Source organism: Pseudomonas sp. PDM30 (genome assembly GCF_019218985.1).
Taxonomy (GTDB): Bacteria; Pseudomonadota; Gammaproteobacteria; order Pseudomonadales; family Pseudomonadaceae; genus Aquipseudomonas; species Aquipseudomonas jessenii.
This window is the reverse complement of sequence record NZ_JAHUWM010000012.1, coordinates 200727-225029: the sequence shown is the minus strand read 5'-3', so window position 1 is coordinate 225029 and position 24303 is coordinate 200727. Positions and strand designations below refer to the sequence as shown.

27 protein-coding genes are annotated in these 24303 nt (G+C 61.6%); 11 read left to right on the top strand and 16 right to left on the bottom strand.

The annotated features are described in order from the left end of the window. Nucleotides 1-464 precede the first annotated feature (464 nt). Nucleotides 465-632, top strand: coding sequence for a hypothetical protein (locus KW840_RS25095; protein ID WP_167362873.1), 168 nt, complete (start codon nucleotides 465-467; stop codon nucleotides 630-632). A gap of 62 nt (nucleotides 633-694) precedes the next feature. On the opposite strand, the gene dmpG is transcribed toward KW840_RS25095, so the two are convergent. From dmpG to KW840_RS25075, 4 genes are read right to left on the bottom strand one after another with little or no spacing between them, the layout of a single operon-like run. Next, nucleotides 695-1729: a 4-hydroxy-2-oxovalerate aldolase gene (gene dmpG / locus KW840_RS25090; protein WP_057714051.1), complete on the bottom strand. Its 1035-nt coding sequence runs from the start codon at nucleotides 1727-1729 to the stop codon at nucleotides 695-697. A gap of 13 nt (nucleotides 1730-1742) precedes the next feature. Then, the gene (locus KW840_RS25085) at nucleotides 1743-2651 is read right to left on the bottom strand and encodes an acetaldehyde dehydrogenase (acetylating) (protein WP_090456759.1); all 909 of its coding nucleotides are present in this window, start codon (nucleotides 2649-2651) and stop codon (nucleotides 1743-1745) included. Between the two features lie 18 nt (nucleotides 2652-2669). Further along, a complete protein-coding gene (locus KW840_RS25080) occupies nucleotides 2670-3461 on the bottom strand; it encodes a fumarylacetoacetate hydrolase family protein (protein ID WP_057714049.1) in 792 nt (263 codons plus the stop codon). Beyond that, complete coding sequence (locus tag KW840_RS25075; RefSeq protein WP_102671864.1) at nucleotides 3458-4285, bottom strand: alpha/beta fold hydrolase; 828 nt, start codon at nucleotides 4283-4285, stop codon at nucleotides 3458-3460. Before KW840_RS25075 ends, KW840_RS25080 begins: the two co-directional genes overlap by 4 nt. Before the next feature lie 277 nt (nucleotides 4286-4562). Here KW840_RS25075 and KW840_RS25070 point away from each other — a divergent pair, with 277 nt between their 5' ends. Further along, entirely contained in the window at nucleotides 4563-5339 is a 777-nt protein-coding gene (locus tag KW840_RS25070) for an SDR family oxidoreductase (RefSeq protein ID WP_218498134.1), read from the top strand. A 13-nt stretch (nucleotides 5340-5352) separates the two neighbouring features. After that, complete coding sequence (locus KW840_RS25065) at nucleotides 5353-5847, top strand: SRPBCC family protein (protein WP_218498133.1); 495 nt, start codon at nucleotides 5353-5355, stop codon at nucleotides 5845-5847. A gap of 722 nt (nucleotides 5848-6569) precedes the next feature. Here KW840_RS25065 and KW840_RS25060 read toward each other — a convergent pair. From KW840_RS25060 to KW840_RS25030, 7 genes are read right to left on the bottom strand one after another with little or no spacing between them, the layout of a single operon-like run. Further along, a complete protein-coding gene (locus tag KW840_RS25060; RefSeq protein WP_218498132.1) occupies nucleotides 6570-7004 on the bottom strand; it encodes a nuclear transport factor 2 family protein in 435 nt (144 codons plus the stop codon). Then, nucleotides 7001-7390, bottom strand: a complete 390-nt coding sequence (locus tag KW840_RS25055) for a steroid Delta-isomerase (RefSeq protein ID WP_218498131.1) — start codon at nucleotides 7388-7390, stop codon at nucleotides 7001-7003. The genes KW840_RS25060 and KW840_RS25055 overlap by 4 nt, the downstream gene beginning before the upstream one ends. Further along, nucleotides 7391-8593 (bottom strand): acetyl-CoA C-acyltransferase, encoded by a 1203-nt coding sequence (locus KW840_RS25050; RefSeq protein ID WP_218498130.1) that lies wholly within the window; start codon nucleotides 8591-8593, stop codon nucleotides 7391-7393. A gap of 29 nt (nucleotides 8594-8622) precedes the next feature. Continuing rightward, nucleotides 8623-9081 (bottom strand): MaoC family dehydratase, encoded by a 459-nt coding sequence (locus KW840_RS25045; protein WP_057714042.1) that lies wholly within the window; start codon nucleotides 9079-9081, stop codon nucleotides 8623-8625. Nucleotides 9082-9083: 2 nt separating this feature from the next. Next, nucleotides 9084-9866, bottom strand: a complete 783-nt coding sequence (locus KW840_RS25040; RefSeq protein ID WP_218498129.1) for an SDR family oxidoreductase — start codon at nucleotides 9864-9866, stop codon at nucleotides 9084-9086. A 13-nt stretch (nucleotides 9867-9879) separates the two neighbouring features. Beyond that, nucleotides 9880-11073, bottom strand: a complete 1194-nt coding sequence (locus tag KW840_RS25035) for an acyl-CoA dehydrogenase family protein (RefSeq protein WP_218498128.1) — start codon at nucleotides 11071-11073, stop codon at nucleotides 9880-9882. Further along, nucleotides 11070-12242, bottom strand: coding sequence for an acyl-CoA dehydrogenase family protein (locus KW840_RS25030; RefSeq protein ID WP_218498127.1), 1173 nt, complete (start codon nucleotides 12240-12242; stop codon nucleotides 11070-11072). Before KW840_RS25030 ends, KW840_RS25035 begins: the two co-directional genes overlap by 4 nt. Nucleotides 12243-12414: 172 nt before the next feature. Here KW840_RS25030 and KW840_RS25025 point away from each other — a divergent pair, with 172 nt between their 5' ends. Further along, a complete protein-coding gene (locus KW840_RS25025) occupies nucleotides 12415-13059 on the top strand; it encodes a YceH family protein (protein ID WP_218498126.1) in 645 nt (214 codons plus the stop codon). Between the two features lie 195 nt (nucleotides 13060-13254). Here KW840_RS25025 and KW840_RS25020 read toward each other — a convergent pair whose 3' ends face one another. Both KW840_RS25020 and KW840_RS25015 read right to left on the bottom strand, forming a co-directional pair. Continuing rightward, the gene (locus KW840_RS25020) at nucleotides 13255-13773 is read right to left on the bottom strand and encodes a cupin domain-containing protein (protein ID WP_218498125.1); all 519 of its coding nucleotides are present in this window, start codon (nucleotides 13771-13773) and stop codon (nucleotides 13255-13257) included. Between the two features lie 9 nt (nucleotides 13774-13782). After that, nucleotides 13783-14601, bottom strand: coding sequence for a shikimate 5-dehydrogenase (locus tag KW840_RS25015; RefSeq protein ID WP_218498124.1), 819 nt, complete (start codon nucleotides 14599-14601; stop codon nucleotides 13783-13785). Between the two features lie 246 nt (nucleotides 14602-14847). Here KW840_RS25015 and KW840_RS25010 point away from each other — a divergent pair, with 246 nt between their 5' ends. From KW840_RS25010 to KW840_RS25000, 3 genes are all read left to right on the top strand, one after another. After that, a complete protein-coding gene (locus tag KW840_RS25010) occupies nucleotides 14848-15201 on the top strand; it encodes a hypothetical protein (RefSeq protein WP_150814223.1) in 354 nt (117 codons plus the stop codon). Nucleotides 15202-15436: 235 nt separating this feature from the next. Then, a complete protein-coding gene (locus KW840_RS25005) occupies nucleotides 15437-15631 on the top strand; it encodes a hypothetical protein (protein ID WP_008052996.1) in 195 nt (64 codons plus the stop codon). A gap of 115 nt (nucleotides 15632-15746) precedes the next feature. Then, nucleotides 15747-15938: a hypothetical protein gene (locus KW840_RS25000; RefSeq protein ID WP_057714034.1), complete on the top strand. Its 192-nt coding sequence runs from the start codon at nucleotides 15747-15749 to the stop codon at nucleotides 15936-15938. On the opposite strand, the gene KW840_RS24995 is transcribed toward KW840_RS25000, so the two are convergent. Further along, the gene (locus tag KW840_RS24995) at nucleotides 15935-16996 is read right to left on the bottom strand and encodes an AI-2E family transporter (protein WP_218498123.1); all 1062 of its coding nucleotides are present in this window, start codon (nucleotides 16994-16996) and stop codon (nucleotides 15935-15937) included. The genes KW840_RS25000 and KW840_RS24995 overlap by 4 nt on opposite strands. Before the next feature lie 164 nt (nucleotides 16997-17160). Between KW840_RS24995 and yegQ the strand changes: the two genes are divergently transcribed. Further along, complete coding sequence (yegQ, locus tag KW840_RS24990; protein ID WP_218498122.1) at nucleotides 17161-18486, top strand: tRNA 5-hydroxyuridine modification protein YegQ; 1326 nt, start codon at nucleotides 17161-17163, stop codon at nucleotides 18484-18486. Nucleotides 18487-18589: 103 nt separating this feature from the next. On the opposite strand, the gene KW840_RS24985 is transcribed toward yegQ, so the two are convergent. Next, the gene (locus KW840_RS24985) at nucleotides 18590-19453 is read right to left on the bottom strand and encodes a LysR family transcriptional regulator (protein WP_150814226.1); all 864 of its coding nucleotides are present in this window, start codon (nucleotides 19451-19453) and stop codon (nucleotides 18590-18592) included. Nucleotides 19454-19549: 96 nt separating this feature from the next. Between KW840_RS24985 and KW840_RS24980 the strand changes: the two genes are divergently transcribed. Further along, entirely contained in the window at nucleotides 19550-20461 is a 912-nt protein-coding gene (locus KW840_RS24980) for a DMT family transporter (protein ID WP_057714030.1), read from the top strand. A gap of 132 nt (nucleotides 20462-20593) precedes the next feature. Here the strand turns inward: KW840_RS24980 and KW840_RS24975 are convergent, their stop codons facing one another. After that, a complete protein-coding gene (locus KW840_RS24975; protein ID WP_090456787.1) occupies nucleotides 20594-21304 on the bottom strand; it encodes a FadR/GntR family transcriptional regulator in 711 nt (236 codons plus the stop codon). A gap of 278 nt (nucleotides 21305-21582) precedes the next feature. Here KW840_RS24975 and KW840_RS24970 point away from each other — a divergent pair, with 278 nt between their 5' ends. Both KW840_RS24970 and gudD read left to right on the top strand, forming a co-directional pair. Continuing rightward, nucleotides 21583-22929: an MFS transporter gene (locus KW840_RS24970; RefSeq protein WP_218498121.1), complete on the top strand. Its 1347-nt coding sequence runs from the start codon at nucleotides 21583-21585 to the stop codon at nucleotides 22927-22929. Nucleotides 22930-22953: 24 nt separating this feature from the next. Continuing rightward, nucleotides 22954-24297, top strand: coding sequence for a glucarate dehydratase (gene gudD / locus KW840_RS24965; protein WP_057714027.1), 1344 nt, complete (start codon nucleotides 22954-22956; stop codon nucleotides 24295-24297). The last annotated feature ends 6 nt before the right edge of the window (nucleotides 24298-24303 follow it).

Here is a 24303-nt window from a genome sequence, read left to right as displayed (position 1 = left end):
AAGCACCATGCTGGCAGCATGCAGCTTGAACTCGCGTGTATAGACCTTTCTTTCGTTCATGGAACCTCCAAGTTGGCGAAATCATATCGCCCTTAAGAGGTGTCCGGAATTATTAGGCCAGTTCAGCTTGCTCGCGATGAGGCCCGCACATCCAACACCCGTGTCGCCTGACACACCACCATCGCGAGCAAGCTCGCTCCCACAGGGGATCACGGCCAGGCACAGATCCCGGGAACGCCCGATAAACCTGTGGGAGCGAGCTTGCTCGCGATGAGGCCCGCACATCCAACACCCGTGTCACCTGACACACCACCATCGCGAGCAAGCTCGCTCCCACAGGGGATCAAACACCCACAAGGGAAGGGGCAGCTTCAAATTGGTCGGCTAGTCCATTCGGACGAGGCGACTCGCGCGCTGCAGCCATAACCTGTCTCTACAACAATAAAACCGTGTCGAGACTCATCATGCGCAAAACGACTTGTGCTCTGTTCATCATCCTCTGTGCGGGCGCTTCCACCAGTCTGTGCCAGCTGTTCAAGAACGAAGCCTACCGACCGACCACGGCTTACTTCAGCTGTTCGAGCTCGGCCATCAACTGCTACCCGCCCGTGGTGCGCAATCTGCTGCCTTGAGCACGGTTTCCACCGGCCATAAAAAAACCACCGGATCGGTGGTTTTTTCGTTGCCGCATTAATCAGGTCGGCAGTACACCCCTGGCCCGCGACAGGGTCAGCGCCAGGTCTTCGATCATGTCTTCCTGACCTCCCACGGTTCCGCGTCGGCCCAGCTCCACCAGCAGTTCGCGAGCAGCGATGCCGTACTTCTGCTCGGCACGCTTGGCGAACAACAGGAACGAGCTGTAGACCCCGGCGTAACCGAGTGTCAGTGCGTCCCGGTCGAGGCGGATCGGCTGGTCCATCATCGGCACCACCAGGTCTTCGGCCACGTCCATGATCTTGTACAGGTCGACGCCGCTGTTGACGCCCATGCGCTCCAGCACCGCGACGAACACTTCCAGCGGCGTATTGCCCGCTCCCGCGCCAAGACCCGCGACCGAACCGTCGATCCGTGCAGCACCGGCCTCGATGGCAGCCAGGGAGTTGGCGATGGCCATGCCCATGTTGTGGTGGCCGTGGAAACCGACTTCGGTCCCGGCGTTCAGTCCCGCACGCAGGGCCCCGATCTTTTGCGTCACTTCATCGGGCAGCATGTAGCCGGCCGAGTCAGTGCAATAGATGCAATTGGCGCCGTAGCTTTCCATCAACCGCGCCTGCTCCAGCAGTTTTTCCGGGCTGACCATGTGCGCCATCATCAGGAAGCCAACGGTGTCCAGGCCCATCTTCGCCGACATGCCGATGTGCTGGCCGGACACGTCCGCCTCGGTGCAGTGGGTCGCCACACGAATGGTCGACACGCCGTGTTCGTGGGCCATCTTCAGGTGGTCGAGGGTACCGATCCCCGGCAACAACAGGGCCGAAACCTTGGCCTGTTTCATCTTCGGAATCACCGCAGAGAAGTATTCCTCGTCGCTGTGGGCCGGGAAACCGTAGTTCAGCGAAGCACCGCCCAGACCATCGCCGTGGGTGATTTCGATCAGCGGCACACCGGCCGCATCGAGACCGGTGGCCACCGAGACCATTTGTTCGATACTGATCTGGTGCTGTTTGGCGTGCATGCCGTCGCGCAGGCTCATGTCATGCAGACGGACGCTCTTACCTTGCAAATTCATAGCGATTCTCCACTCAACGGGCAGGCAATTGCAGGGTGCCCTTGTGGGCTTCTTCGGCGAACATCTCGGCCGTGCGCAAACCGGCGGCGGTCATGATGTCGAGGTTGCCGGCGGACTTGGGCAGGAAATCGCCGAGGCCTTCGACCTCGATGAAAATCGACACCTTGCGCCCGTCGAACACCGGCCCGTTGATCAGCTTGTAGCCGGGCACATAGCGCTGCACTTCACGGACCATCTCCAGCACCGAGGTGCGGATTGCATCCTGGTTCGGCTCGTCATCGGTCAGGCAATGGATGGTGTCGCGCATCATCAGCGGCGGCTCGGCCGGGTTGATCACGATGATCGCCTTGCCGCGTCGGGCGCCGCCGATCTTTTCCACCGCACCGGCGGTGGTGCGGGTGAACTCGTCGATGTTCTGCCGCGTGCCCGGGCCCACCGAACCGGAGGACACCGTCGCGACGATTTCGCCGTAGCTCACCGGCTGCACCCGCGACACCGCCGCCACCATCGGGATGGTCGCCTGGCCACCGCAGGTGACCATGTTGACGTTCATCGCCAGGCTCGACGCGTGCTCTTTGAGGTTGACCGGCGGCACGCAGTACGGACCGATGGCCGCCGGCGTGAGGTCGATCATGATCACCCCGAGTTCGTTGAGCTTGCGGCTGTTTTCCGCATGCACGTAGGCAGAGGTGGCATCGAAGGCAATGCGAATGTCATCGTCGAGGACGTGAGGCAGCAAGCCATCGACACCGCCGGCGGTGGTTTTGATGCCCATTTCCCGAGCACGTTTCAGGCCTTCGGATTCAGGGTCGACGCCAACCATCCACACCGGCTCGATCCATTGCGATCGGCACATTTTCATCAGCAGATCGGTGCCGATGTTGCCCGGGCCGATAATGGCCGCTCTGAGTTTTTTGCTCATGGGGTCAAACTCCAAAAGTCAGGCGCAGAAAGACACCCGGGCACTGCCCAGGCCATCAATGGTCAGTTCAAAACGGTCGCCGGCACGGGCCGGTTCCAGCGGTACCAGCGAGCCGGACAGGATGATTTCCCCGGCCTTGAACGGAATGCCGAAGGCGCCCAGGGTATTGGCCAGCCAGGCCACCGCCGTCAACGGGTTGCCCTGCACCGCCGAACCCAGGCCTTCACTCAGGGGCTCTGCGTTTTTGAACACACGCATGCGCAAATTCGGCAGGTCCAGTTCGCGCGGATCCACCTTGCTGTCGCCCAACACAAACACTCCGCAAGAAGCGTTGTCTGCGACTGTGTCCTGGATGCGGATGCGCCAGTCGTGAATCCGTGAGTCGACGATCTCGAAACACGGCATCACGTATTCGGTGGCGGCCAGCACGTCGGCTTCGGTGATGCCGGGGCCGACCAGGTCATGCTTGAGCTTGAAGGCGATCTCGCCCTCGGCACGGGGCTGGATCAGTTTGTTGGCGGACAGGGAAATTTGCGCATCGTCATCGAACGACATCTGCCGCGTGATGAAGCCGAAATCCGGCTGATGCACATTAAGCATCTGCTGGACCGCCGCCGAGGTCACGCCGATTTTCTTGCCGACGATCTGGTCACCGGCCGCCACCCGACGTTCAATGGCGTACAGGGAAATGTGATAGGCGTCTTCGATGCTGATCGACGGCCAGCGCTCGGTCAGCGGCGCCAGGGTGGAGCCGCTGAGCAGCGCCTGATAAAGCTCTTCGCCGAACTCACGGCGCAATTGCACGCTCATCCACGGGCCTCCTGAAAAAACGCCAGGCACTGGCGGTTGAAAAAGTCACGGTGCTCGACCTGGACCCAATGCCCGCACTCGCTGAGCATCACGAAACGTATTTGGGTGCAGTGTTCAAGCATGGTCTGGGCACCGGAGGACGGGCAGAACTTGTCGTTCATGCCCCAGAAACCGAGGATCGGGCACTGCAATTCAGCCAGGCGCGACGTCATGTTCGGCACCTGCATGGTCGACAGCACGCACACCGGTTGCTGCTGAACCACGGCGACGCGCTCGTTCACCGTTTCGTCGCTGATCAGGGTTTCGTCGAACAGTTGCAGGGCCAGCAGGCGACGCATGCCCGCCGCATCGTTCAGCTCACCCTTGGCGAAAGCCGCGCCCATTTTCTGGATGCCTTCCATCTGCAGGTAATACTGTTCTTTTTCCATCAGGCCACCGGGCGCCATCAGCACCAGACGGCTGATACGCTGCGGTTGGTCGAGGGCCAGTTTGATCGCGATCGCGCCGCCCAGGGAGTTGCCGACCAGCACGCAACGCTGGATGTCGAGGGCATCGAGCAAACCGCTGAGGGCGGCGACAAAGAAGTCCAGGGTGTAGAGGGTGTCGGGCTTGTCCGAAGCGCCGTAGCCGGGCAAATCCGGGACGATCACCCGGTAACCGGCTTCGGCGAACAGCGGGTAGTTCTGCTTGAAGTTGCTGTGACCGCTGGCGCCCGGCCCGCTGCCATGGATGAAAATCACCGGCTCGCCGTTGCCGGTGTCTTTGTAGTGCAGCTGCAAACCATCCGGCAGCGTAACGAAGTGCCCTTGCGCTGAAGCGCCCATAAGGTGTCCTCCCGGCCTGTTGTTGTCGCCGGATTATTCCGACGGGTCGGGCCATCAACATCGTCCGACAGGACTACGCGCCTGTACTTGTAGGAGCGAGCTCGCTCGCGATGGTCGTCAACGATGACGCTGGATACCTGACACCCCGCGGTGTTCTCAGGTCCATCGCGAGCAGGCTCGCTCCTACAGACAATCTCTAGTCCCTTTGGACGTTGGCCTGCCGGGGTTGCAGACCTAGCATCGGTTACATTCCCGAGCGACTGAATGAGACACCCCCATGCTTGATCCAATGGACTTTCGCGGCAAAGTGGTACTGGTCACCGGAGGTGGCAAATGTGTGGGTCGCGGCATCAGCCAGCGCTTTCTGGACTGTGGCGCCGAGGTGGTGATTTGCGGTCGCGAAGCACCACAAACCTTGCCGGCCAGCGCCGGGCGCGAGGCGCTGTTCGTCACCTGCGACCTGCGGGATGTCGAGCAGTCCGGGCGCTTGATTACGCAGATCGTCGAGCGCTTCGGCCGCCTCGATGTGCTGGTCAACAACGCCGGCGGTTCGCCGAATGCCGACGCCGCCACGGCTTCGCCGCGCTTCAGCGAGGCAATCATCCGCCTGAACCTGATTGCGCCACTGAACCTGTGCCAGCAGGCCAACCAGGTGATGCAGGCCCAGGCCGACGGTGGCGCGATCATCAACATCTGCAGCGTCAGCGCCACCCGCCCTTCCCCCGGCACCGCCGCTTATGGCGCGGCCAAGGCCGGCTTGCTCAACCTGACGACCTCGCTGGCGGTGGAATGGGCGCCCAAGGTGCGGGTCAACGCCGTGACCGCCGGGCTGATTCTCACCGAGCAGGCGGCCATGCATTATGGTGACGACGCGGGCATTGCCAGGGTGGCGGCGACCATTCCGTTGCAACGCCTGGCGACCCCGGAGGACATTGGCGACACCTGCCTGTACTTGGCATCGACATTGGCCCGATACGTCAGCGGCGCGGACATCGCGGTGCATGGCGCGGGAGAACGCCCGGCATTTCTCGATGCGGCTCAATCCCATCCATAAGAGGACTTTCGACATGCCCGTAGCCAGCCACAGCGTTGTGCTGAACCTCACGCGACAAGCCGCCTGGACCAAACTGCGCGACCTGAGCCTTGCCCCGCACTATGTACCAGGCCTGACCGGATGCCAGTTTCATCCTGGCGCAACGGAAGGTATCGGCGCCAGTCGCCGGGTGTTGCGCAAGGGCGGTCAGTATCTGGATGAAAGCGTGGTGCAGTGGCAGGAAGGCACGGGGTTCGTGCTGCGGTTGCACAAGGGCGGCAATGACTCGCCCTTTCCATTTCGCGAGGCGAGTTTCAGTTATGCCTTGCAAGCCGAAGGCAACGCGACCCGCATCACTCTGCAAATGAGTTACAGCCTGCGCGGTGGCAAGCTGTTTGAAGGGTTGCTGGCCAAGGCCTTCAACAAGGTCGTTCGGCAGATTGCCGAGAACCTCAAGGCCTACTACGAAACCGGCCGAACGCAGAATCCGGATATGGCTGTCAGCACATCCAATATCAATGCTGCCTGATACACCGCCATCGCGAGCAAGCTCGCTCCCACAGGGGATTGAGGGCGCTCGCAATGCCGGCGTCACCACAAAAACTGTGGGAGCTAGCTTGCTCGCGATGAGGTCGGCACATTCAACATTGATGTTGCCTGACATGCCGCCATCGCGAGCAAGCTCGCTCCCACAGGGGATTGGGGTGTGCTCGCAATGCCGGCGTCACCACAAAAACTGTGGGAGCGAGCTTGCTCGCGATGAGGTCGGCACATTCAACATTGATGTTGCCTGACATGCCGCCATCGCGAGCAAGCTCGCTCCCACAGGGGATTGGGGTGTGCTCGCAGTGCCGGCGTCACCACAAAAACTGTGGGAGCTAGCTTGCTCGCGATGAGGTCGGCACATTCAACATTGATGCTGCCTGACATGCCGCGATCGCGAGCAGGCTCGCTCCCACAGGGGATTGGGGGCTCGCAATGCCGGCGTCACCACAAAAAAATTGTGGGAGCGAGCTTGCTCGCGATGAGGTCGGCACATTCAACATTGATGTTGCCTGACATGCCGCCTTCGCGAGCAAGCCCGCTCCCACAGGGGATTAGGGTGTACTCGCAATGCCGGCGTCACCACAAAAACTGTGGGAGCGAGCTTGCTCGCGATGAGGTCGGCACATCCAACATCAATGCTGTCTGACATTCCGCCATCGCGAGCAGGTTCGCGCCTACAGGAGCCACCTCTGGAGTGAGCAACCTTCAGGAACGTGCCACTTCCGAGTGAGCGGTAAAACGGGTGGCGACAATCTTCCATTGGCCGGCGATACGCTGATAACGGTCCTGATAAAAACCGCCCAACTGCCGCGTCGCCCCGCTCTCGCCATCCAGGTTGAAATACCACAGGGCCCAACGGCCCTGGGCTTCATCTTCGCTTAGCACATCGATTTCCGGGTTGGCGCCGTGATGCAGGTCGATCACCCGCTCATGGCAGGCCAGTTCGCGGAACAGCGCGACAAAACTGTTGCGCTCACGAAAGGTCCCCAACGGGCCGTAATCGATCAGCACTTCACCTTCGGCAAAGCAGTCGGCAATCACCTCGACCTGCTTGAGGTCGCAGGCGTTGAGGTAGCGATGCTTGAGCTGGCGAATATCCTCCAGCGCTTCCAGGCGGGCGATCCGCTGCTCCAGGTTCATGCGGCACCTCGCGCGATTACGTTAACTTCACTCCAGTAGGCTTTCATCGAGCGGATCTTGCCGTCGGTATCGAATTCCATCACGTCGATCACATGCAGCGAGCACGGTTGCCCGCCCCACTCCATGTCGACCCGGAACGGCATCGCGCCGCAACCGTTGAGGGTCGCGCGCACCGGGCCGGTCTGGGTTGCGGAGACTTTCATCGCCCCCAGTCCTTCACGGTAAAAGCGTGCGATGGCGTCGATGCCCTGCAACGGCGCCTGGCCGACCGGGTCTTCAACGGTGGCGTCTTTGGCATAGAGCGCGAGGATGCCGTCGATGTCGCCGGCATCCACCAACTCCACGTAACGCGCCATTGTCGTCTGGATATGTTGTGCGCTGATCATTCAGACCACCTCGAACAAAGCAGCAGCGCCCATGCCGCCACCGATGCACATGCTCACCACCACGTAACGCAAGCCGCGACGCTGGCCTTCGACCAATGCGTGGCCGACCATCCGCGCCCCGGACATGCCGAACGGATGGCCGATGGCGATCGCCCCGCCGTTGACGTTGAGGCGCTCGGCCGGAATGCCCAGGGTGTCACGGCAATACAGCACCTGGCAGGCGAACGCTTCGTTCAACTCCCAGAGGCCGATGTGGTCCATGGTCAGGCCATGACGCTTGAGCAGTTTCGGAATCGCGTAGATCGGGCCGATGCCCATCTCGTCGGAATTGCAGCCGGCGACGGCCATGCCGCGATAGATCCCCAGCGGTTCCAGGCCACGTTTCTCGGCCATTTTTGCGCTCATCAGTACCGAAGCCGATGCGCCGTCGGAGAGCTGGGAGGCGTTGCCGGCGGTGATGAAACGACCCTTGTCGCTCCACTGACCGCCCGGCCACACTGGCTCCAGCGCCTTCAGGCTCTGGAGAGTGGTGTCGATGCGGTTGCACTCGTCGCGCAGCAAGGTGACGGTTTCATAACTGGTTTCGCCGGTGGCCTTGTCGAACAGTGCCTTGTGGCTTGCCAGCGGCGCGAGCTCCCGGTCGAAGCGTCCGGCGCTCTGGGCCTGTGCGGTACGCAGCTGGCTCTGGTAGCTGTATTCGTCCTGCTCGTCGCGGGAGATGCCGTAGCGCGCGGAGACGATCTCGGCGGTTTCGATCATCGGGATGTAGGCGTGCGGGTCCAGCTCGATCACCGAACCCGACTGATTGCGATACAGGTTCTTGTGCTTGTTCTGCACCAGGGAAATCGACTCCAGGCCACCGGCCACGGCGATGTCGATTTCGTCGCACATGATGCCCTTGGCGGCCATGGCGATACTCATCAGTCCCGACGAGCACTGGCGCTCGACGGCCATCCCGGCAACCGATGCCGGCAAGCCTCCGGCAATCGCGCACAGACGCCCCAGGTTATAGGACTGCGTACCCTGCTGCGCGGCGGCGCCGATGATCACGTCGTCCACTTCATCCGGTTCGATACCGGCACGGCGCACGGCTTCGCGCACCACATGTCCACCCAGTTGCGGCGCTTCGGTGTCATTGAACGCACCGCGAAAGGCTTTACCGATCGGGGTGCGGGCGGTGGAAACGATGACGGCTTCTTTCATGCTGGATTCCTCGAAAATGCTGTTGAAGGTCAGGCCGGGTAATAGCGACTGATGGTGTCGACCACGCAGCCGGGGCGTTCCTCGCCGTCGATTTCGACGCTGACGCGGATGGTCGCCTGCACGCCGCCCTTCACTTCCTCGACCGCGATCAGTTGCGCACTGCCGCGCACCCGCGAGCCGACGCGCACCACCGAGGGGAAGCGCACCCGCTCACAGCCGTAATTGACGCCCATGGCCAGGCCACGGACCTCGACGATCTGCGGCAAGAACAGATTGACCAGCGACAGGCTCAGGTAGCCATGGGCAATGCAGGCGCCAAACGGGCCGTTGGCGGCCTTGAGCGGATCGACGTGAATCCACTGGTGATCACCGGTGGCGTCGGCAAACAGATTGATTCGGTCCTGACCCAGCAGCAGCCATTCGCTGACACCGAGCTCCTGGCCCACGGCGTCGAACAAGGCCATCGGCGTGTCGAAAATACGTGGCATGGTCACGCCCTCTGGCTGGACACCGACAACACTTCGCCGGTCATGTAGGAGCTGTAGTCGCTGGCCAGGAACATCATCACGTTGGCCACCTCCCAGACTTCGGCGGCGCGGCCGAACGCTTCGTTGGCGGCCAGTTGATCGAGCACTGCCTGGGGCGCGGATTTGCGCAGGAAATCGTGCAGGGCAATGCTCGGGCTGACCGCGTTGATGCGGATGCCGTAGTCAGCCGCTTCGACCGCTGCGCAGCGGGTCAGCGCCATCACGCCAGCCTTGGCGGCGGCGTAGTGCGCCTGTTCTTTCTGCGCGCGCCAGCCCAGCACCGAGGCGTTGTTGACGATCACTCCGGTACGCCGCTCCATCATTTTCGGCAGCATGGCGCGGGTCATGCGCATGGTGCCGGTGAGCGTCACGTCGATGACCCGATTCCACTCTTCATCGGCCATGTCCACCAGCAAGCGCGAGCCGCCAAGCCCGGCGTTGTTGATCAACACGTCGACGCCTTGCAGGTCACGCTCGGCGCAGGCGATCAGCTGCTGTACCTGGGCTTCGTCGGCAACGTTGCAGACCTGGCCGAACACGTGTTGCAGCCCGGTGGTTTCGCGGATTTTCAGCACCGCTTCGGCCAACCGGCCTTCATGGATATCGCTGATCATCAGCGCACGGCAGCCTTCTTCGGCGGCACGCACGGCGGCGGAAAAACCGATCCCGGCGCCTGCGGCGGCGGTGATCAGCACCGACTTGCCGCGCAGCAGGCCGCGACCTTCAACATATTGAGGTACAGACATGAACTCTCTCCTTTCAGGCGCGCGGACGCGGCTCTTTGGGCATGCCCAAGGCACGCTCGGCGATGATGTTGCGCTGGATTTCGTTGCTGCCGCCGTAGAGGGTGTCGGCGCGGCTGAACAGGTAAAGCGACTGCAAACGGGTCAACCGGTAAGGCGCGGCTTCGAGCAATTCCGCCTCGGCGCCGAGGACGTCCATCGCCAACTTGCCGAGGCTGGCGTGCCAGGTCGACCAGAACAGCTTGTAGATGGTCGCCTCTTTGCGCAGCGAACCGTCCTGGCTACCCGAGAGCATGCGCAGCGAGTTGTAGCGCATGATCCGCAACCCGCTCCAGGCCTCGGCCAGGCGCTGACGCAGGATCGGATCGCGGTCGGCGCCATTGGACTTGGCGATGGCGATGATTTCGTTGAGTTCGTTCTGGAACTGCATCTGCTGGCCGAGGGTCGACACACCCCGCTCGAAGCCCAGCAGTGCCATGGCGATCTTCCAGCCTTCGCCCGGCGCGCCAATGATGTTGGTGGCATCGGTGCGGGCATCGTCGAAGAACACTTCGTTGAATTCCGAGGTGCCGGTGAGTTGCTCGATGGGTCGCACGGTTATTTCTGTCTGGGCCATGGGCACCAGCAGGAACGACAGGCCGCGATGGCCGACGCTACCCGGTTCGGTGCGTGCGATGACAAAGCACCAGTCCGATTCGTGGGCCAGGGAGGTCCAGACTTTCTGGCCATTGATGATCCAACTGCCGGTGGCTTCATCCAGCGTTGCGCGGGTCTTGACGTTGGCCAGGTCGGAACCGGCGCCCGGCTCTGAATAGCCCTGGCACCAGAATGACGTACCGTTGACGATCCCCGGCAAAAAACGCTGTTGCTGTTCGACCGTGCCGAATGCGGCGATGGTCGGCCCGGCCAGGCCTTCGCCGATATGCCCCATGCGGCCGGGGCCGCCGGCGCGGGCGTACTCTTCGTTGAAGATCACCTGCTGGGTGATCGACAGGCCGCGCCCGCCATGCTCCGGCGCCCAGCCGACGCAGGTCCAGCCACCCTCGGCGAGTTTGCGTTCCCAGGCTTTGCGCTCCTCGGGAAACATGTGCTCGTCGCCCGGACCACCGCGAAAGCGCAGGGCCTCGAACTCACCGCAAAGGTTGGCGCTCATCCAGTCGGCGACTTCCCGACGGAAGCGTTCGTCCTGCTCGCTGAAACTGATTTTCATGGCTGCTCTCCCAGAATCACCGAAGCAATGCGCTCGCGATGCCAGGCCGGTAGCCCGAGGAAACTCTCGCTGGCGCGGGCGCGCTTGAAGTAGAGGTGCGGGTCGTACTCCCAGGTGAAACCGACGCCGCCGTGTAGCTGGATCGATTCGGACGCACAGGAGAAGTAGGTCTCGGAGCACTGCGCCTTGGCCAGCGCCGCCGCCAGCGGCAGTTCGGCCGCGACCTGCGGATCACCCTGGGGATCGAGCACTTCCTGGGCCACGCACGCGGCGTAATAACTGGCCGAACGGGCGCATTCGACTTGCAGCATCATGTCGGCGGCACGGTGTTTGAGGGCCTGGAAACTGGCAATCGGGCGACCGAACTGCTGGCGCTCCTGCATGTAGGCCACGCTGAGGTCGAGTACCTGCTGCGCGCCGCCGGTCTGCTCGGCAGCCAGGCCGATGCAGGCCAGTTGCAGGACTCGCTCAAGGTGCGACCAGCCATTCCCGAACTCACCCAGCAGGCAGTCGGCTTCAAGGTACAGGCCCTTGAGCTGGATCCGCGCCTGGCGCCGGGTCTGGTCCATGGTCGGCAGCATTTGCCGTTCTATACCTGCGGATACGGCGTTCACGGCAAACAGGCTGATGCCCTTTTCGCCAGTGGTTCCGGGTTGCCGTGCGGCAATGATCAACAGATCAGCGCCATGGCCATCGAGCACATGCTTGAGGGTGCCGTCGAGGACGAACCCGTCGCCCTCAGCCACCACCGTTGCCTGGACATCGTCGGCGGACCAGCCGTTGGCACTGCTGAACGCCAGGGTCGCGGTCACGCTGCCATCGGCAATCGACGGCAACCAGCGCTGCTTCTGTTGATCATTGGCCGCCAGCAACAGCGCAGGGGTGGCCATGCAGGCGGTGGCGAAAAATGGCGAGCACAGCAAACGCCGGCCCATCTGTTCCAGCAGGATCGTCAGCTCGACAAAGCCGAGGCCCAGGCCCCCATAGGTTTCGGGGATATGAATGGCCGGCCAGTACATTTCCTGGCACAGACGCTGCCAGAGGGCTTCGTCGAAACCCCGTTCGCTGACCATTGCCGCGCGCACGGCGGCAGAATCCGAGACATCGGCGAGGAAACCCTCGGCCGATGCGCGGATCATTTCCTGTTCGTCGCTGAATGCAAACTCCATCGCGGCGCCTTCTGCTCGTTTGGCGGGGCGCGCGTGGCGCAACACCCCTTTGAGCATGAAGTTTGGCGCCGCCCGGACGCGGCAGAATCGTTAGCCTTGCCTAGTCCGAACGGGCGATGTCAAAGTGCGCCTACGCAAGTGAAAAACATGAATCGGCTAAGGATGCAGAACCATGAGCACTGAGCAAGAGACGACTTTCGACGAGCCACGGCTCAGCAGCACGGAAATCCGCATTCTGGGTTCGTTGATCGAGAAACAGGCCACCAGCCCGGAAACCTATCCCCTGACCCTCAATGCCCTGGTGATTGCCTGCAACCAGAAAACCAGCCGCGAGCCAGTGATGAACCTGACGCCGGGCCAGGTCGGTCAGAGCCTGCGCGCCCTCGAAGGACGCGGCTTCGCCAGACTGGTAATGGGCAGCCGCGCCGACCGCTGGGAACACAAGGTCGACAAGGCCCTGGAACTGGTACCGGCGCAGGTCATCCTGACCGGGCTGATGTTTCTGCGCGGCCCGCAGACCGTCAATGAACTGCTAACCCGCAGCGGCCGCATGCATGAATTCGAAGACACCGAACAGGTGGTGCATCAACTCGAACGCCTGATTGCCCGGAGTCTGGCCGTGCTGATTCCGCGTCAGGCCGGCCAGCGCGAAGACCGTTACACCCACGCCCTGGGCGACCCGGCGGATATCGAAGCGATCATGGCGGCACGGCAAAACCCGGCCGAGCGTGGCGGCAGCGGGGTTTCGGTTGAACGGATCGAAGAATTGGAAGCGCGAATTGCGGCGCTGGAAGAGCGTTTGGCGCGGCTCGAATAACCTGGATGTTTACCTGACACAAAACTCCCACAATGGATCGTGGACCGACGGGCATGTGTGATTGACACAACCCCTGTAGGAGCGAGCCTGCTCGCGAAAAACGTCCAGACGACGCGCTCATTCAGACAGCACGCGTTATCGTTGACGTCCATCGCGAGCAGGCTCGCTCCTACAGTGGTTTGACGGTGCTCGTGGTTACTCGCCGTCCCAGTAATCCACCCCGTCCGCCTGCCGGGCCACCGCAACAAAGCCTGACGCATTACCCTCGGCATCCACCTTGAAGTCATCCATCACGGCGTATTTACCGGAATCCGGGTATTCACAGATTTCCGGTGATTGCTGGGTGCTGACGGCCAGGTACCGCAACTCGCCGTTACTGGTATTGATGATCTGGTGCGCCTTTTCAGGCCCACCCGGTGGACAGGCGATCACATCACCGGCACGGATTGGAAAGCGTTCGGATCCCAGGCGAACCTGCCCTTCCCCGGCCACGACGTAGAACATTTCCTCATTGACCCGATGACTGTGAAACGGACTGCCGCGCATGCCTGGCTCCAGCACATACAGGCGATAACCCAGTTTTTGCGCCCCCAGTTGCTGACCGACAAGGGCCAGGCGCTGTTGATAGCGACCGGCGGTTTCACCGGTCGGCGCAAACGCTTCGGGTAGCGGCTCAAGTTCGATCGAATCCAGATTGAGAATGGGGGGATGCATGGACACCTCCTAGCTGCGGGCAAACGCTACGGCCTTCTGGAATTGCTCGTCCGTCGGCCGTACACCGGTATAGAGCACAAATTGCTCCAGTGCCTGGATCGCGATCACTTCCAGCCCGGTGATGACCCGCTTGCCTTCGGCACGGGCACGCACGATCAGCGGTGTTTCCGAGGGTATCGCCACCACATCGAAGACAGTTTCCGCTTTTTCGATCACATCAGCCTCAAAGGCCAGTTGATCGGCCTCCGGTCCTCCCGTCATGCCGATCGGGGTGACGTTGACCAGCATCCGCGGGCGACGACTCCCCAGTTCGGCCTGCCACTCATACCCCAAAGACTGCGCCAGCGCCTGCCCGGCGCGCTCGTTGCGGGCCACGATCAGGCCGTTTTCATAGCCGCCATCGCGCAAGGCACTCGCCACGGCCTTGGCCATGCCGCCGCTGCCGCGCAAGGCAAAGGTCGAGTCCTTGGGCACCTGGTGTTTTTCCAGCAACTGGGCAACGGCGATGTAGTCGGTGTTGTAGGCCTTGAGATGCCCGTCGGTGTTGACGATGGTGTTGATCGATTGAATGGCGGCGGCAGATGCGTCGAGTTCATCCACCAGGGCAATGCAGGCTTCCTTGAACGGCATCGACACGCCACAACCACGAATCCGCAGGGCGCGAATGCCGGCAACAGCACCCGTCAGGTCCTGGCTGGCAAAGGCCTTGTAGTAAAAATTCAAGTCCAGTTGTTCATACAGATGATTGTGAAAACGCAGGCCAAAGTTCCCGGGGCGTCCTGAAAGGGACATGCACAACTGGGTGTCTTTGTTGGGGTTCATCTGCATGGGCAAGCTCCTTCAAATGCACTTTTCGGATGGACGGGATTAGCCCTCCATCGGGTTCTGATCGATCATGTAAGTGTGTTCGCACGGGCCTACACGGGTCGGTAAGAAAGTCGGTACAGACCTTACACAAAATTTACCTCGCGGCCGTGCTGTTTTTCAGAAAAACGCTGTCTTAGAAGTATCCCCGCGACAATCCTTGGGTCTATTGCAGACACAAGCGCCGGGTTGAAGAACCGAGGTACTATCATGATCCGTAAAGTCCCCACAGTAGCCTTGCTGATCGGCGCCCTCGCTATCGCAGGTCAGGCGCAAGCCGGGCACGGTAATGACGCGGCGGTATTTGGAGCGATCGTCGGTACTGCCATCGTCGGCTCGGCTCTGATCAACGCCAACCGCCCGGTCTATGTCGCGCCGCAACCGGTCTACTACCAGCCCGCGCCGGTTTATTACGCACCACCGCCTCCGGTTTACTACCAACCGGCCCCGGTCTACGTGCAACAACCGATCTACTACCGCCCAGCCCCGGTTTACTACGGACCACCCCGTGGTTACTACGGCCCGCCACGCGGCTACTACGGCCGACATTACGGTCGCTGGTAACAGACTCAACCGGCCCCGCTGAAACAGCGGGGCTTTTTTATATCCATTTGTCGGTCCAGGTCTGGATAAATCTCGCCAAGGTCGCTATCGGGACAGTGTCCGTGGCAGAAACAGGCAAGATGGACTCGACCCGATTTCTGCCCTGCGGCACAAAACGGTCATATTTTTGTCATGTCAGTTCCGCAAGCTCGGTGCTGTCCGTCGAAAACAGGTTCATAACAACAAGGACGACCACATGCCAACGCAAAACCCGCACCGCATCGTCGGTCTGTGCACCTCCAGCAAGGTCTACAACGCACTGACCGAACTCAAGCACCTGGAAGGTCATCGCAGCGCCAAGTTTCTCTCGCTGCTGACGCAAAGCCTGGTGCGCAAGGGCCTGCTCAACGAGCAGGAAGTGGTTCATATGCTCGATCAGGTGGTCAGCTGACCGACCAACGGTCGTTTACCCCCTCTGGCATCAATGACCACTATCGAAAACGTTGATTACCCCTCAAGGTACCCGGACCTTAAAGTAACTCCACAGATTGATGGAGGTACTTTTCATGTCCAAGGTTCAGATCATGTCCGTTATCGGCAGCGCCGTCCCCGCACAGCTCAGAGAGCTGGGCATGCTCGCCTGCTGGTACCTGGTGCAGGACGGCGTACAGATCAGCGGCCCGCTCACTTCGCTGCCCGCCGCCCGTGAGCTGTCGCAACGCATCGGCAGCGGCCAGTCCGGCAGGTTCAGCGCCTAAGGCAGCTGCACCCGCGGTTTGGTTTCGATGAAAATGTCCCAGCTCGACATGAACAGGGCCGCGATCAACGGGCCGATGACAAAACCGTTCAGCCCGAAAATCGCCAGGCCGCCCAGGGTCGAGACCAGGATCATGTAGTCCGGCATCCTGGTGTCCTTGCCCACCAGCAATGGACGGAGCAGGTTGTCCACCAGACCGATCACCAAGACCCCGAACAATACCAGCACCACGCCCTGCCAGATCGCCCCGGTGAGCAGGAAAAACGCCGCCACCGGCACCCAGACTATTCCCGCCCCCACCGCCGGCAGCAACGACAGAAACGCCATCAACACCGCCCAGAGCAACACGCTGGGAACGTCCAGAAACCAGAAAATCAGACCGCCCAGCGCGCCTTGGGTGATGGCCACCAGCAGGTTGCCTTTCACCGTGGCCCGCACCACACGATTGAACTTGAGCTGCAAACGGCGTTTCTGCTGTTCCTGCAACGGCACCGCCGCACGCACCTTGCGCGCCAGTTCCGCACCGTCACGCAGGAAGAAAAACAGCAGGTACAGCATGATGAAAAAGCTGACGATGAACTCGAACGTGCCCTGGCCGAAACTGAACGCCTTAGAGGCCAGCTCCTGCCCGCCGGTCATCGCGCTCTTGACGATTTTCTCGCGCAGCCCGTTCAACTCGCCCATGCCGAAGCGATCCAGCTGATGCTGGAAATACGGCGGCAGGCTGTGCTTGAACTGCGACACATACCCGGCAATGTCGAGTTCGCCGCTCTCGACGCTTTTGTAGAGTGACGCGCCCTCCTGAACCAGCAAGGCGCTGATGATGATCACCGGCAGAATCGCAATCACCAGGCAAATGCTCAATGTGCACAGCGACGTGAGGTTGCGTTGCCAGCCGAACTTCACTTGCAGCCGGCCCTGCAGTGGCGCAAAGAGGATGCCCAGGATCACCGCCCAGAACGCCGCGCCGTAAAACGGCAGCAGGATCCAGATGAAGGCAGCGCTCACCAGCACCAGCAACACCGTCAGCGATTTGTCTTGTGGGTTCGTTTCGTTCATGTCCGATCCGTGCCAGCCAGTCAGGACGAAAAACTTTCGCCTTGATGTTTAGTCCGCCACGGCTCGCGCGAGTGCCATCGGTTTGTTGATCAGGCATAGATCCAGGTCAATAAACCCTTGGCACAGGGCATTTACCCTGTGCGGCTTTTGCGACCGACACCGCCATGAACCTCACCGCGCCAGAACTGCTCGCCCCCGCAGGCACCTTGAAAAACATGCGTTACGCCTTCGCCTACGGCGCCGATGCCGTGTACGCCGGCCAGCCGCGCTATAGCCTGCGGGTGCGCAACAACGAATTCGACCACGCCAACCTGGCCCTCGGCATTCGCGAGGCCCAGGCCCGGGGCAAGCGCTTCTACGTGGTGGTGAACATCGCGCCGCACAACGCCAAGCTCAAGACCTTCCTCAAGGACCTTGAACCGGTGATCGCCATGGCCCCGGATGCGCTGATCATGTCCGACCCCGGCCTGATCATGCTGGTGCGCCGACACTACCCCCAGATGCCGATCCACCTTTCGGTGCAGGCCAATACGGTGAACTGGGCCAGTGTCGAGTTCTGGCAGCAGCAAGGCTTGAGCCGGATCATCCTGTCCCGAGAGCTGTCCCTGGAAGAAATCGCCGAGATCCGCGAGCAAGTCCCGGCCATGGAACTGGAGGTGTTCGTGCACGGCGCGTTGTGCATGGCCTATTCCGGTCGTTGCCTGCTGTCGGGCTACATGAACAGGCGCGACGCCAATCAGGGCAGCTGCACCAACGCCTGCCGCTGGAAATACTCGGCGCAACCGGCCACGGAAAACCCGCTCGGCGAGATCGTGCAGCAGTATCAGCCGGAACCCACCCTGGGCATCGGCGCGCCCACCGGGCAGGTGTTCCTGTTGCAGGAAGCCAATCGTCCCGGCGAACAGATGCCCGCCTTCGAAGACGAACACGGCACATACATCATGAACGCCAAGGACCTGCGCGCCGTGCAGCATGTCGAACGCCTGACCCACATGGGCGTGCACTCCCTGAAAATCGAAGGCCGGACCAAATCCCACTTTTATTGCGCGCGCACCACCCAGGTTTATCGCCGAGCCATCGACGATGCGGTGGCGGGCCGGGCCTTCGACCGCGGTCTGATGACCGACCTGGAGTCCCTCGCCCAGCGTGGCTACACCGAAGGTTTTCTGCGCCGGCATGTGCATGACGAATACCAGAACTACCAGAACGGCAGCTCGGTGTCGGAGCGCCAGCAGTTTGTCGGTGAACTGACCGGACAGCGGCGGGATCGCCTGGCCGAGGTCAAGGTGAAAAACCGCTTCGGCCTGGGTGATCACATGGAGCTGATGACGCCCAAGGGCAACTTCCACTTCGATCTGCATCAGTTGCAGAACGCCAAGGGTGAAGCGATCGACGTTGCGCCGGGGGATGGGCATACGGTGTATTTGCCGATACCGGATGCGGTGGAGCTGGGTTTTGGCCTGCTTATGCGGGACATCAACATGCCGTAACCCCTGTGGGAGCGGGCTTGCTCGCGAAGGGGGCGGCACATTCAAAGTCAATGTTGCCTGACACACCGTTTTCGCGAGCAAGCCCGCTCCCACAGGTACTGCGTCAGGCAAATTCCTCGCGGAGCATCGCCACAAACGCCTCACGCGCCGGGTGCACCCCGGCGTTTTCGTGCCAGTAAAACAGGTTGTCGACGGCGGTCAGCTCGGGGAACTCAAACCCTGCGCACCCTGCACCTTTGGCGTATTGGTCAAAGATCCCCTTAGGCACCAGCGCCACGCCGGCCCCGGCGCTGACGCAACCGACAATCGCGCCATAACTGGCCAGGCTAACAATCGGCAGCGCCTGCCCCTTTCGCAACAACCAATGCTCCAGCGCCGCCCGGTACGGACAGCCCTGGGGCCACATGAACACGGTCTGGTCCTGCAAATCACTGATGTCCCGCAGTGGCCCCAGGGAGGTCGAGGCGATCAGCAGCAGCTCTTCGCGGTACATCGGCGTGCGCTTGAGGTGCGAACGCTCGACATCCACCGCCACGATGGCGCCGTCGAGCTTGTGGTTGAGTGTGTCGTCGAGCAACTGCCCCCAGGAGCCGGTGGTCAGCTCCAGCGCCACCTGCGGGAAACGCTTGTGGAATTTCGCCAGCAGGCGCGGCAATCGCCCGGTGGCCGACGACTCGATGGCTCCGATGCGCAACGGCCCCGAGGGTTCGGCCGAAGGATCGACCGCGCGCTTGGCCTCGGCGGTGAGGGCAAGAATTTTCGAGGCGTAGGCCAGGAAGGTTTGCCCCGACGGGCTGATGCGCAGCCCTCGACCCTCACGCAAAAACAGCGCGACACCCAGTTCGGCCTCCAGGGCCTTGATCCGTGCCGTGATGTTCGACGGCACGCAATGCAACAGCTCGGCCGCTCGGGCGATGCTGCCGACATCGGCCACGGTCTTGAACATGCGAATCTGAGCCAGCTCCATACATCACCCACAGTGAACGATTAGTGCATTATAAGTCAGTTGTGGCGAACGATCTGCTTTCTGATACTCGGTGCATCCACCCACAGGTGCACGACCATGACGCCGCTCACCCCCTCCCCCGTTTCACCCTGGAAAATCATTCTGGCCATGGCGTTTGTCGTGGCGTGCTGGGGCTACTCCCCGACCGGCATCCATATCGGCTTGCAGGCCTATGACCCGGTGCACCTGGCGCTCCTGCGCTTCCTGCTCGCCTCTGTGTTCATGGCCGTGGTCGCGATGTTCAAGGGCATTCGCCTGCCGAGCCTGCGGGATCTGCCCCTGATGTTCGGCCTGGGCTTCTTTGCCGTGAGCCTGCACCACGTGGCGATCAACTTCGGACAGCAGGGTGTCAGCGCTGGCGCTTCGAGCGTCCTGGCCCAGACCACGCCGCTGTTCAGCACGCTGATCGCGCGCTTCGTGTTCAAGGACCAGGTGAGCCTGTGGCGCTGGGGTTGTGTGCTGCTCGGGTTGTTTGGCGTGATGATTGTGGTGGCGGGCGATCATGGCTTGGGCAGCATTGATGCCCACGGCTTGCTGATCCTGCTGGCGGCGGTTTCCTGGAGTCTCTACTTTGCCCTGCAAAAGCATCACACCGGGCGATACGACGGGCTGACGCTGGTGTGTTACACGGTGTGGTCCGGGACGGTGCTGTTGCTGGTCTACTTGCCCGGTCTGGCGGATCAAGTCGCCCAGGCGCCGCTGCGCGTGCAGTTTGCGGTGATTGCCCTGGGGATATTCCCCAGTGCCCTGGCGTACCTGGCCTGGGCTTATGTGCTGGCGCATGTCGATTTGAGCCGGGCGACGATGACGCTGTATTTGACGCCGCCGACGGCGATGGTCATTGCGTCCTATGCGCTGGGTGAGCGGCCGACATTGATGATCGTGGTCGGCGGGCTGGTGGTGTTGGCAAGTGTGCTGGCGTTGAATCTGGAGCGGCGGGCTGTGGTTGTTCAAACTGTCAGGGTCTGACTCAGGTTTTTCGCTGTCAGGTCCGGCGCTATCGCGAGCAAGCTCGCTCCCACAGGGGAAATGCGGTGCTCACACAATCGGTGTGGGAGCGTGGCTTGCCCGCGATGAACGATGACGCGGTATCACTGACCATCAGCTGGGCGAAAACCGGTCGCGACTGTTGGTCAGGTGCAGCCACATCGCCGCCCGCGCCGCATCCGGGTCCTGGCGTTTGATGGCGTTGAGAATCGCCTCGTGCTCCAGGTTGGCCAACTGACCGAGCTTGCTCAAGTCCACCGCACCACGCTCGGCGGCATTGACCCGGGTGCGCGGGATCATCGCACTGCCCAGGTGCTGCATGATTTCGGTGAAGCAGACGTTGCCGGTGGCTTCGGCGATCAGCAGATGAAAACGCCGGTCCGCCTCGACACAGCTGTCGTTGTTGGCCAGCAGGTTTTGATAGTCGTCCAGCGCTTCACGCATCTGCGCCAGTTGCAGATCGGTGCGGCGAGTTGCCGCCAGCGCCGCCGCCTGGGTTTCCAGCCCCATGCGCAACTCCAGAATACTGCGCACCCCCAACGCCGTATCGACATTCAGCCGCAGCCCCTGCTCCGGAGCGCGCTCGATCACAAACGTGCCAATCCCATGCCGGGTTTCCACCAGCCCCGAGGCCTGCAACTTCGAGATCGCCTCGCGCACCACCGTGCGACTGACCCCGTGCTCCTGAACGATGGTGTTTTCCGACGGCAGCTTGTCGCCGGGCAACATCTGGCCGAGCAGAATGCGCTGGGTCAGTTTCTCCACCAGATCATGGGCCAGGTTGTGGCTGCGCTTGCGGGCAGGTGCTTCGAGGTCTTCTTGCATGGGCGTGTCCGAAATCAGGGCTATCGAATCGTAGCACCGCGCCGGGCGAGAATTCCGAAAAATCTCGCTTAACTTGTATGACAACACTCAACAAAAGCCCATATTGAGTCCCTTAAAAGGCCACTTAGCACCACCAACAGAATTAAAAACCTCTGAATTGCCGCCATTTCATTGGGCAAACATGGTTGCAAGTTCAAAAAACCTAGTTGTATGATGTCTAGCAACAACGCAACACCCAGCTTCACCCCGCATAAAAATAACGAGTGGGAGAAAACGCAGTGAATACATCCATCTCCGGGATGCACGACGACGCCAATTCAGCGCTGAAGTCCGCCATCGCCAAAGTCAAAAGACACGTCTTGCCGCTGTTCGTCATCATGTTCATCGTCAATTACATTGATCGCGTGAACATCGGTTTCGTCCGCACCCACATGGAGCACGACCTGGGCATTGGCGCGGCCGCCTACGGCCTGGGTGCCGGTCTGTTCTTCATCGGTTATGCACTGTTCGAGGTGCCCTCCAACATCCTTCTGCAGAAAGTCGGCGCACGCATCTGGCTGACCCGGATCATGCTGACCTGGGGCCTGGTCGCCGCAGGCATGGCGTTCATCCAGAACGAAACCCACTTCTACATCCTGCGTTTTCTGCTGGGCGTGGCCGAAGCCGGGTTCTTTCCCGGGGTGATCTACTACTTCACCCGCTGGTTGCCCGGCGTGGAGCGAGGCAAGGCGATTGCCATCTTCCTCAGTGGCTCGGCGCTCGCGTCACTGATCTCAGGCCCCCTGTCCGGTTTGCTCCTGCAAATCGAAGGACTGGGCCTGCACGGCTGGCAGTGGATGTACTTCATCGAGGGCATGTTTTCGGTGGGGTTGTGCGTGTTCGTCTGGTTCTGGCTGGACTCCAGGCCCCACGACGCCAAATGGCTGAGCCGCGAAGAGCAGGACGCACTGGTCAAGGCCATCGACGACGAACAACTGGCCCGGGAAGCCGCCACGCCCATCAAGCCGTCGCTGGGCAAACTGCTCAAGGATCGCCAGATCATCCTGTTCTGCCTGATTTACTTCTTTATCCAGCTGACCATCTACGCCGCGACCTTCTGGCTGCCGAGCATCATCAAGAAGATGGGCGATCTGAGCGATGTCCAGGTCGGGCTGTTCAACTCGATTCCGTGGTTGCTGTCGATTGTCGGCATGTACGCCTTCGCTTCCTTGTCGGCCAAATGGAAACACCAGCAAGCCTGGGTCGCCACTGCCCTGCTGATCGCCGCGGCCGGGATGTTCATGTCCACCACCGGCGGGCCGGTCTTCGCCTTTGTCGCCATCTGCTTTGCAGCACTGGGCTTCAAATCGGCCTCGTCGCTGTTCTGGCCGATTCCCCAGGCCTATCTGGATGCGCGCATTGCCGCTGGCGTCATCGCGTTGATCAACTCGGTGGGCAACCTCGGCGGCTTCGTTGCGCCGACCACTTTCGGCCTGCTGGAAGAACGCACCGGTTCCATTCAGGGCGGGCTGTACGGCCTGGCCGCGACTTCGATCATCGCCGCCATCATCGTGTTTGCTGCCCGCAACACACCAAAACCCGCACCTGCCGTGGCGCTGGGCGAACCCGCTCCCGACCACGCCTGAATTCTGCTTTTTAAGGATTGGAAAATGAACCCACAAGACACCGCAAAAGCCCCGGTCATCACCAGCATGCAAGTGGTTCCCGTCGCCGGCCACGATGGCATGCTGCTCAACCTGAGCGGCGCCCACGGCCCGTTTTTCACCCGCAACATCGTGATCCTCAAGGACAACGCCGGCCACACCGGCGTTGGCGAAGTGCCGGGGGGCGAGCGCATTCGCCAGACCCTCGAAGACGCGCGCAGCCTGGTGGTCGGCAGCCCGATTGGCACTTATCAGAAAATCCTTAATCAGGTACGCCAGACCTTCGCCGACCGCGATGCCGGTGGCCGCGGTTTGCAGACCTTCGATCTGCGCATCACCATTCACGCCGTCACCGGCCTGGAAGCCGCATTGCTCGATTTGCTCGGTCAGCACCTGGACGTACCGGTGGCCGCCCTGCTCGGCGAAGGCCAGCAGCGCGATGAAGTGAAAATGCTCGGCTATCTGTTTTACGTCGGTGATCGCAACGAAACCGACCTCGCCTACCGCAGCGAACCGGACGCCGACAATGACTGGTTCCGCGTGCGGCATGAGAAAGCCATGACCGCCGATGCGGTGGTCCGCCTGGCCGAGGCGGCTCACGCGCGTTATGGCTTCAAGGACTTCAAGCTCAAGGGCGGCGTGCTCAGCGGCGACGCCGAAATCGAAGCGGTCACGGCCCTCGCCGAACGCTTCCCCGATGCGCGCATCACCCTCGACCCGAATGGCGCCTGGTCACTGAAAGAAGCCATCCGACTATGCCGCGATCAGCACCGCGTGCTGGCCTACGCCGAAGACCCGTGCGGGGCAGAAAACGGTTACTCGGGGCGAGAAGTCATGGCCGAATTCCGTCGCGCCACGGGTTTGAAAACCGCGACCAACATGATCGCCACCGATTGGCGGGAGATGGGCCATGCGATCCAGTTGCAGTCGGTCGATATCCCCCTGGCCGACCCGCACTTCTGGACGATGCAGGGTTCGGTGCGCGTGGCGCAGATGTGCCACGAATGGGGCCTGACCTGGGGTTCGCACTCTAACAACCACTTCGACATTTCCCTAGCGATGTTCACCCATGTCGCGGCTGCCGCACCGGGCGAGATCACCGCCATCGACACCCACTGGATCTGGCAGGATGGCCAGCGCCTGACCAAGGCCCCGCTGCAAATCGTCGACGGCTGCGTGCAGGTGCCGCAGAAACCGGGGCTGGGGGTCGAGCTGGATATGGATCAGGTCGCCAAGGCTCACGAGCTGTACAAAGGCATGGGCCTGGGGGCGCGGGATGACAGCGTGGCGATGCAGTTCCTGATTCCCGACTGGAAGTTCGACAACAAGCGGCCTTGCCTGGTGCGTTGAATCGCC